Annotated in this window: 8 protein-coding genes and 2 pseudogenes; 1 reads left to right on the top strand and 9 read right to left on the bottom strand. The window is 37.6% G+C overall.

Annotated elements, in window-relative coordinates; all coding sequences use genetic code 11:
* Positions 1-89, top strand: a pseudogene (locus K9V48_RS25760) (IS6 family transposase); the annotation flags it as partial.
* A 113-nt stretch (positions 90-202) separates the two neighbouring features.
* On the opposite strand, the gene K9V48_RS25755 reads toward K9V48_RS25760, so the two are convergent.
* The 9 genes and pseudogenes from K9V48_RS25755 to K9V48_RS25715 form a co-directional block, all read right to left on the bottom strand.
* Positions 203-1,591 (bottom strand): MFS transporter, encoded by a 1,389-nt coding sequence (locus K9V48_RS25755; protein ID WP_224141951.1) that lies wholly within the window; start codon positions 1,589-1,591, stop codon positions 203-205.
* A gap of 82 nt (positions 1,592-1,673) precedes the next feature.
* Positions 1,674-2,687: a sugar kinase gene (locus K9V48_RS25750; protein WP_224141950.1), complete on the bottom strand. Its 1,014-nt coding sequence runs from the start codon at positions 2,685-2,687 to the stop codon at positions 1,674-1,676.
* Positions 2,684-3,337 carry a bifunctional 4-hydroxy-2-oxoglutarate aldolase/2-dehydro-3-deoxy-phosphogluconate aldolase gene (locus K9V48_RS25745; protein ID WP_224141949.1) on the bottom strand — a complete coding sequence of 218 codons (654 nt, stop codon included), beginning with the start codon at positions 3,335-3,337 and terminating at the stop codon, positions 2,684-2,686. Before K9V48_RS25745 ends, K9V48_RS25750 begins: the two co-directional genes overlap by 4 nt.
* A gap of 235 nt (positions 3,338-3,572) precedes the next feature.
* Positions 3,573-5,066, bottom strand: a complete 1,494-nt coding sequence (locus tag K9V48_RS25740) for a UxaA family hydrolase (RefSeq protein ID WP_224141948.1) — start codon at positions 5,064-5,066, stop codon at positions 3,573-3,575.
* Between the two features lie 13 nt (positions 5,067-5,079).
* The gene (locus tag K9V48_RS25735; protein WP_224141947.1) at positions 5,080-6,546 is read right to left on the bottom strand and encodes a tagaturonate reductase; all 1,467 of its coding nucleotides are present in this window, start codon (positions 6,544-6,546) and stop codon (positions 5,080-5,082) included.
* Between the two features lie 69 nt (positions 6,547-6,615).
* Positions 6,616-7,614 carry a LacI family DNA-binding transcriptional regulator gene (locus K9V48_RS25730; protein WP_224141946.1) on the bottom strand — a complete coding sequence of 333 codons (999 nt, stop codon included), beginning with the start codon at positions 7,612-7,614 and terminating at the stop codon, positions 6,616-6,618.
* A gap of 101 nt (positions 7,615-7,715) precedes the next feature.
* Complete coding sequence (gene uxaC / locus K9V48_RS25725) at positions 7,716-9,155, bottom strand: glucuronate isomerase (RefSeq protein ID WP_224141945.1); 1,440 nt, start codon at positions 9,153-9,155, stop codon at positions 7,716-7,718.
* A 178-nt stretch (positions 9,156-9,333) separates the two neighbouring features.
* Positions 9,334-9,463, bottom strand: a pseudogene (locus K9V48_RS25720) (glucuronate isomerase); the annotation flags it as partial.
* A gap of 311 nt (positions 9,464-9,774) precedes the next feature.
* Positions 9,775-9,981: DDE-type integrase/transposase/recombinase (locus tag K9V48_RS25715; RefSeq protein WP_224141943.1), on the bottom strand; the 207-nt coding region annotated here is incomplete at its 5' end.

The following is a 9,981-nucleotide window of genomic DNA, read 5'->3' as shown; positions in this document are numbered from 1 at the left end:
TCATTAAAAAAGGACAACTTGCTTTACGGGACAAGTCTGTCCACAATCAAGTGAAGTTCATTCATCAACTATTTGGAATGGCTGCATAAGAACAGATTCCATTAGGAGTCTATATACCTCTTTCAAAGAAATGCAATCTTTGCACCAGAATCCCTGTTATTGTATTCGCTTTCATTTTCTATCTAACCACATAAGAACTAAATTACGCTTTTGCATCAAGATCTTTCATAATTTCTGCATGTTTTTCATCTGTCAGCTTGTACATAAGTCCAATGATTAGTAAAGATATAGTCAGCGCAACTGCTGGGTATAGAGTCAGCAGTCCTTTAATACCCAATAAAGTTCCAGCCGATTGAGCCACGTTTGGCACATAGCCGATTAAAGTTAAACCAATACCAGAAAGAAAACCTGCTAATGATTGTGCCAATTTCCTTGAGAAGTTAAATAAAGAATATGTCGTCGCTTCTTTCCGCTCTCCTGATACCCAATGACCATAGTCAATAATATCCGAAACAAATGCCCATGTAATACCATTTGGAATACTAATTCCAATGAAAGCTATCGCTGAAAGAATGGTAAATGAATAGATATTAGTTGGAATAAAGAAATTCACAAGGTCAGCGACTATACAGATTGCAAACCCTAGCATCGCCGTATGCTTCTTTCCAAATCTTGCAACAAGCTTAGGCATAAGGATAACACCCAAAAATGAAGAACCAATAATGATAAAGCTCATATTCGCTACAAGTGTTACATTTCCTAAATTATATTGTGCAAAATAGATCAGTAGCGCTGATTTAATGTTATAAGCAGAAATGGTGAAAATCGTCATCAACACTAGCGTTAGCAATGGCTTATTCGTAGTAAACGTTTTAATGATTGATTTAACAGATAGTTTTTCCTTTGGAGCTTCTTTTACAATCACTCGTTCTTTTGTATTCCGATAACAGATGTAGAATCCGAGAATACCAATAATGGACATTATAGCCATAGCAACTGGATAACCTACTTTTGGGTTTTCAAATTGCACAATGATTGGCATAACGATAACGCTTGTAACCAACAAAGCACCTAAAGAACCGATTTGTCTGAATGTTGCAAGTGAAGTACGATCACTTGTATTCTGAGTAATTGCAGCTCCCAATGAACCATAAGGAATGTTTGTGAATGAATAGGCTACTCCCCATATCATATAAATCGCATAAGCATATATCAGTTTTCCTGTTGTCGAAACATCTGGTGTTATGAACAAAAACACAGTAATGATCGCTAATATAACACTGCCAAATAATAAATACGGTCGAAATTTGCCACGTTTACCAACGTTCTTACGATAATCAATCGATGAACCGACAAGTGGATCCATAACAGCATTAAAAAGCTTACTTACTAAGAAAATCATACCGGCTGCTGCAGCTGGTATCCCAGCAACATCTGTTAAAAACTTAAGCAGGTAGAGTTGACCTAAATCAAACAGGAACCCATTACCAAAGTCTCCAAATCCATAAGACACTTTCTCTTTTAAACTTATCTTTTCTTGCTTAGGATTCTGTTCTTGTTGAGGATTATCTGTAGCTAAAATTGTACTCATAATTACCTCCAGATGTATTGGAATGATATTAAATTTTTTCGTATAATCGATTTTGAATTAATTTAACTAGCCAAATAGACCCTTAGCGAACAATTTTGCCTGGTTCATTGTTTGCAAACTGGAAAACTTCCTCTTTCGTAAAAGCATTGCAATCTCCATGTACTGTGTGCTTTAATGCAGAGGCCGTAGTGGCGAACGAAATGATCCGCCCTGGTGCATACCCGTCCAGTATTCCGGATAATATGCCTGCTGCAAACGCATCCCCACCGCCGACACGGTCGACGATCGGCTCAATATGATGAACCATAGATTGATACAGCTCTCCACCTACAAACAGATTGCCTTGCAACTTATTGCTTGAAGCAGAAAGGACTGTTCGAAAGGTTGAACTAATGAACTCAATGTTTGGGTACAATTCAATGAGCTTTTGATAGTAGCGTTTCAATCTTTCCTCTTGTGGGAGGGATTCATCAACTTTATCCATTCCTAGCAAATAAATAGCATCCAATTCTCCGCATGAACAGATGTCGACAAATGGAAGCAATGGCAAAATTACTTCCTTCGCCTCTTGCTGGCTCCAAAGCTTAGCCCGGTAATTGAAATCAAAGCTTGTTTTGACCCCTAGCTCTTTTGCCCTTTTTATAGCAAGAAAAGTCAGTTCTCTCAGCTCAGGAGATAATGCTAGCGTGATTCCCGACACATGAAATAATGAGGCATCTCGCAAAGCATCGTCCAAATTGATCTCATCTACTTTCAGCGATGAAAAACTAGAATATTTTCGGTCGTACGTCACCTGGGGACTTCTTTCTCCTATGCCTGCCTCGAGGTAGTAGGTTCCTAGACGATCTCCACCCTTGATGACATAATCTGTACGAACTCCATTTGAACGTAAATGCCGATCGACAGCTACCCCTAAAGCATTATCCGGCACCTTACTAATGAAATAAGCATCATGCCCAAAGTGAGACAGAGACACCGCGACATTTGCTTCGGCACCACCATAATTGACGGCCAACTGATCTGTTAGAGAAAGCCGCTTTCCCTCAGTTGTTGAAAAGCGAAGCATAATTTCTCCAAGAGTGACTATTTTCTTCATCGTAAGCCCTCTCTTGCTTCTTGAACTTTTTGAATATATTGGCTTGCATATTCCCTAATTTTTTCATAATCTCCTGTTTTAGCGGATGCAACAAGATTTCCGCCCACACCAACAGCCACGCATCCATTTTTTATCCACTGATCGATATTCTCCAGGCTTACCCCGCCAGTGGGCATAATGTTTACTTGCGGAAGTGGTGCTTTTATCGATTTCACGAACTCAGGGCCAAACGCATTGCCAGGGAACAATTTAATAATATCGGCGCCGTATTCAAGCGCATTTTTCATTTCCGTTATGGTCATACACCCTGGCATATAAGGAATTTGATATAAATTGCAAAGCTTAGCTGTCTCTTTGTCAAAGCTTGGGCTAACAATGAACTGTGCCCCTGCCAAAATGGCAATTCGAGCTGTCACAGCATCAAGAACCGTGCCCGCTCCAATTACTACCTCAGCGTTATTCTTATATTGTAAAGCAAGTTCTTTAATTACTACCTCAGCGTTATCGATTGTAAAGGTTACTTCTATCCCCATAATTCCCCCCTTTACACATGCTTCAGAAATTTGCGCTGCTTCTTCCTTTGAATCTGCGCGAACAACGGCAACAACTCCACACTCTGCAAGTTTTGTTAATACCCTTTGTTTGTTCATATTTTTGACTCCTTCCCCAAAATCACTTCTCTTTGGAATGCGATGAAATAGTAGAATTTAAGTAAATTGGATGATTTGAAGGCTATTTTCGCCAACTTTGTTGCAATTCAACTTAAATTGTTGATGGTTTTCTAGAATTATCTTTAAAATTTTCAATTTATTTATTTTTTGACAAAAAACAACACACGTTGGTAGAATCCCAACAAATGATCTCCTTTGAAAAAACAAGATCAGATTATAACGTTACACCGCTTTTAAAGATCGAAATCTCTCTAAAATCATTTTTCTCATTGTTAACAAATTCTCCACTTGCGACCTTGATAATATAATCGACAAACTCATTCATTACTTGATCGGCTGTTATTCCGTCTTCAAGCAATGTTCCAGCATTAAAGTCAATCCAATGTGGTTTTTTTTCATAAATTTGTGTGTTCGTTGAAATTTTCATAGTTGGAACAAATGTCCCAAACGGTGTTCCTCTGCCTGTTGTAAACAGCACCATTTGACAGCCTGCTGCTGCAAGTGCCGTAGAAGCAATTAGATCATTGCCAGGTGCACTTAAAAGATTTAATCCTTTTGTTTTTAGAACTTCTCCATATTTCAAAACATCCACAACAGCGGAAGTACCAGCCTTCTGTGTACATCCAAGTGATTTGTCTTCCAAAGTTGTAATGCCGCCATCCTTGTTCCCTGGAGATGGATTTTCATAAACAGGCTGATTATGCTGAAGATAATAATCCTTAAAGTTGTTGATTAAATCTACTACTTTATGAAACACTTCTTCATTAGCCGCCCGTTCCATCAAAATGGTTTCGGCACCGAACATTTCCGGAACTTCGGTTAAGACAGTGGTTCCGCCTTGTGAAATTAAGTAATCGGAGAACCTACCTAAAAGAGGGTTAGCAGTTATTCCAGAAAAACCGTCAGAACCGCCACATTTTAGACCAATCTTTAGTTCTGATAGAGGAATATCCTCTCTTTTGTCATTTTTAGCGCTTTCATAAATGTCCATAACAAGTTTAAAGCCTTCCTCAATTTCATCTGTAACTGTTTGGGAAATGAGGAATTTGATTCGGTCCTCATTTACTTCCCCGAGCGTCTTTTTAAATTCAGGAAGTTCATTGTTTTCACATCCAAGTCCTAAAACGAGAACACCACCAGCATTTGGATGATTCACAGCATTGAGCAGAATTTGCTTTGTATTTTCATGGTCGTCACCGAGCTGGGAACAGCCATAGTTATGTTTTAGAACGAGAACATTATCAAATGGACTTATATCGCCTACATGTTTTTCAAAGCGTTTAATAATTTTTTCAGCAATTCCATTTACACAACCTACTGTTGGCACAATCCAAAGTTCATTTCGAATCCCGACATTTCCATTTCCCCTTAGATATCCTTTAAAGGTCCGATTTTCATCTTTGTATAAAAGGTCAGTTTGTTTCGGTGTGTACTGATAATCCTGCGTTCCAGATAAATTCGTTTTCGTGTTATGGGTATGAACAAGTTCTCCAGGTGCGATCGTTGTGAGCGCATGACCAATTGGATCCCCGTATTTGATAACATGTTCTTTTTCCTTGATTTCTTTTAAAGCGATTTTATGTCCGCGATAAATATCTTGTTTTAATTGAATGGTCTTCCCTTCAATGCTTAGTTCTTCATCCTTCCTAAGGTCTCTTAAGGCAAGGATGGTGTTATCGCTTTCATTTATTTGCAAATACTTTTTCATTTAAATGACCACCTCACTTAATTGATGTCCTGCATAATTCTTTAAGGGCTTCTTTTACTCCAATTTGCTCAATAGTTAGGAGATTGGTTGTCACAGCGCTCACCAAGTTGGGAATCGAAGTAAGATCCATTCTCCATAGCTGTTTGTCAGCCAATACTGTTTTAACTAGACCTTCCATATGCAATTCATGTTGATCGACTTTCTCCCAAAGAGTTTGAAAGAATTGTAGGATTTCTGGATTATCTTGTAATGGAATATCCTCATCACCTCGTTTTCCTCGATAAAAATGCAGCAGGCAACTTAAAGAAAAGACGAGCCATTTCGGCAAAGTACCGCTTTGTTTCACATAATCTAGTAAAGTTGGTAAATTCCTAGTCGAAAACTTTGAAATGGAATTTAAGGAAATGCTTAATAAATAATGTTTGATATATGGATTCATAAATCGGTTCAACACTTCGTTTGAAAAGGCAGCAAGCTCTTCGGGCGGTCCATCTAAAGTTGGAACAATTTCATTTTCGACCAACTCCTTAATGAATAAACCTAGCTCCTGATGATTGACCGACTCTTCAACAGTGTCCAATCCATATAAGTATGAAACCGGTGTCATAGCCGTGTGAGCACCGTTTAAAATACGGACTTTTCGCACTCGATATGGTGTTAAATCATCAACGATTAACGTGTTCAAACCTGTACCTTTAACAGGCAGTTCATCTTTGATCCAACCCGGTCCTTCGATCACCCAAAGATGATACTGTTCCCCGACTACCATTAACTCATCCTTATAGCCCAGCTCTGCTGTTTTCTCATCTATTGAATCCAATGGAAAGCCTGGAACGATCCTGTCTACTAAACTAGAACAAAACGTATTTGCATCGTGAATCCAATTGATAAAGTCATCGCCTAGGTTCCAGTAGTTAGCATATTGAAGCACGACCTCTTTCAATCTTTCACCATTATTTTCAATCAGCTCACAAGGAATTATGATGCAACCATGGCTATCGTCTCCTGAAAAAGCTTGAAAGCGATAGTAAAGAAAAGCGGTCAGCTTGCCTGGAAAATTCTTTGGCGGTTGATCTTCTAACTGATCTTCAGGATCAAAAACAATCCCTGCTTCTGTCGTGTTGGAAATGATGAAACGCAGCTCCTTTTTTCCAGCCAGTTCTTTATACTGCTCATAGTTTGTAAAAAGGTTAATCCCTCGGCTGATCGACTCAATCACCATATGTTCATCAACGGGTTTTCCATCCTTCATTCCTTGTAAAAAAAGGGTGAACAAACCATCTTGTTGATTCAGTCTTTCGATCTTTTCCGATCTTCTTGGTTGGACCACGACGACACTTCCATTAAAATCCGTTTTCTCATTCAACACTTGGACCTGCCAGTCAACAAACGCTCTTAAAAAATTCCCTTCCCCAAACTGAAGAATTCTCTCTGGATATATCGCATACTCCTTATAATTGTGTTTATTTAACTTCTGCATATATGGTATCCTCCTCGTTATGCACACGTGAACATTTTTTTCGATAAGCGTCCCAAAAACGGGACAATCTTACTCCATCTTTTTAACAGAGTCACGAATAATTAACTCTGTATTGCTAAAGATTTTTTCTACTTTCTCTTGTTCCCCCATGATTAATGACAGAATTTTTTCCGCACCTAAAATACTGATTTGTTCTACAGGGCGTTTTACCGTTGTCAGACGCGGTGTTGTATATCTAGAAAAGCCTATATCATCAAAACCAACAATTGAAATATCATCTGGAACCTTTAGCCCTTTAGCAAAAACTGCGTTCATGGCACCAATGGCCATATCATCGTTCGAACAGAAAACAGCTGTTGGAGGCTTTTTCAATGACAGTAGTTTGTTCATCGCGAGATAACCGCTTTCCATATCATAATTTCCACCAACAGAGTATTCATGTTGAATGGACATCACGTGTTGAATTAACGCTTGAAGATACCCCTCTTTGCGCATTTGTGTAGACTTAAAGCCTTGTATTCCTTCAATAATGGCGATATCCCGATGTCCGCTTTTAACCAAGTACTCTACTGCTTGACGGGATCCTTCTGTATCATCAGACAAAATATTAATAATATGATCATCTTCGATATAACGGTTAAGCACCACAAGGGGAATTCCCTTTTGCATTGTGTGGTAGATAAACGAATTATCTTTCACACTTTGACTCATTAAAATAATGCCGTCAAAGCGTTGCGGATTAATGGTTGAAAAATCCTGATAATCATCTATGCCGCGGACAAACAAATTATAATCCTGGCTGATGACACGATTGACACCTTTAAGCGCATCGACAAAAAAGCTTGGAGATGTTCCACTGCTTATGCTTGAAAAAAACAGCCCAATTGTATGCGACTTCTGCGTCACAAGGCTTTTTGCATTATAATTTGGTATATAGTTTAGCTGGGAGGCAATCTCAAGGATTTTCCGCTTTGTTGGCTCTTTTATAAGTGGGCTGTTATTCAGGGCCCTTGAAACCGTTGTATGAGATACATTGGCCAACCTAGCAATATCTTTAATAGTAACCATTCCATTTCCTTCCTTTTTACATTACATTCATTTAGAAAAAGTGGCTTATACTATCCTATTTTACTACCTCACCAGCATTATGCAACCTCTACCATCTTTCGTTATAATCTTGTAGAAATAAGGTCACCCTCTGTAACTCCTTGAAATTGAAAATATTCTTTCGCATTGTCATAAGCGATTCCTCGGACAATTCTTCCTAATAATTCCATATTTTTAGGAACCTCACCGTTCTCGACCCATTCTCCGATCAGATTGCAGACAAGTCTTCTGAAATATTCATGTCTCGTATAAGATAGAAAGCTTCTGGAGTCTGTCAGCATTCCAATGAATCGGCTAAAAAGTCCTACATTGGAGAGTGTCTTCATTTGCTCTAGCATGCCTTCCTTCGTATCATTAAACCACCATGCAGTACCAAATTGGATCTTCCCTGGTGTCTTTCCATCTTGAAAGCTATTGATAATACTTGCAATGACATAATTATCAGTAGGATTTAAAGAATAGATGATCGTTTTTGGAAGCTTGCCAGCCTGTTCTAAAGAATCTAGGATTGAGACAAGTGGTTTTGCAATTTGATCATCATTAATTGAATCATAACCAGTATCAGGTCCCAAAACCTTAAACATGTTTGTATTATTGTTGCGATGGGCATTAATATGGAACTGCATCGCCCAATCGAGGTCTGCATATAGCTTACCCAAGTGAATTAATGTAAAAGTTTTAAATTTCTTTTCCGCTTCTAAGGAAAGCGTGCTGCCAGTTAATCTTTCTGCAAAGATTTCCTTTACTTCACCAAAAGTAGCTTCCTCATAAACCATTAAATCTAATGCATGGTCAGATACGACACCGCCAACTGAGTGGAAGAACTGAACCCGTGCTTCAAGTGCAGCGAGGTAGTCCTCATAGTTTTCAATCTTTACTTGCGAAGATTGCTCAAGTTTCCCAACCCATTCTAGGAATCCATCTCGGTTGATGTCCAACCCTTTATCTGGTCTAAAACCCGGAACGACACTGACAGGATAATCTTGATCTTGTTTTAATAATTGATGATATTCTAAGCTATCTACTGGGTCATCAGTTGTGCAAACCACTTTAACATTTGACTTTACGATTAAATCGCGGGCACCAAATCCTTCTCCAGTTATAAGTGCATTTGCTGTCTCCCAAATCTCTGGGGCACTTTGTTCGTTTAATATTTCGTAAATGCCAAAGAATCGCTGCAATTCTAAATGAGTCCAATTATATAAAGGATTTCCGATTGTCATCGGAACCGTCTTTGCCCAAGCAAGAAATTTTTCATAATCACTTGCATTTCCGGTAATATATTCTTCTGAGATTCCATTTGCTCTCATTGCTCTCCATTTATAATGATCACCGTAAAGCCAAGCTTCTGTAATATTTTTAAAATTTTTATTTTCATAAATTTCTTTAGGACTCAAATGACAATGGTAATCGATAATTGGCATTTCTTTCGCATAATCATGGAACAGAGAGATAGCGGTTTCACTTTTAAGTAAAAAGTTTTCATTCATAAATTTTTCCACTGTTTCACCATCCTATACTTTTTATGTTAACGTTAACATTATTACTTAAAAAATATAAATTAAAAGACAAAACTCAAAATGTTAACGTTAACATTTATTTCTCTTTCATTCTACTTTTTATTTTGTCTTAACGCAATATAAATTTATATTTTTTCTAACAATCTTCTGTAATATTTTAAAAATTTTTATTTTCATAAATTTCTTTAGGACTCAAATGACAATGATAGTCGATAATTGACATTTCTTTCACATAATCATGAAACAGAGAAATAGCGATTTCATTTGTTAAGCAAAAAATTTTCATTCATAATTTTCCCCACGGTTTCACCCTTCTATACTTCTTTATATTAACATTAATATTATTCGTTAAAAATTTTAATAAACTAACGTGAATTAGCTTTTATGTTAACGTTAACATTTTTCTTTTATTCTACTTTTTATTTCGTCTTAACGCAATATAAATTTATATTTTTTCTAACAATCCCTATTTTTTCACAAAGTAAACAAGTGTATGTACTTAGCCAAAAGTATGAACTGTTCGTTCCAACAACCCAAACGGTTCTGGTGCAAATACCAAGACAAATAGAAAAAAGTTATAGATCCACTTTCAGATAACCTCTTAGGTGGTTATCCTGAATAGTCTATGTATGAATTCCACTTCATTTGGGGCAGTCTTCAGCCTTTGATGAACCTGCTTCTTTTTAATCATATGCATCGCTTCTATACCACTCAGTATGTAAGTAGCTGTCCGAAAAGATTTCAACCCTAACATAGAACGAACACGTTTCTTGATAAAACGATGATCCTGTTCTACGATATTATTTAA

The sequence above is a fragment of the Metabacillus rhizolycopersici genome, from assembly GCF_020075705.1.
Note: the sequence above shows the minus strand (reverse complement) of the source record. Positions and strands in the feature narration are given on the sequence as shown.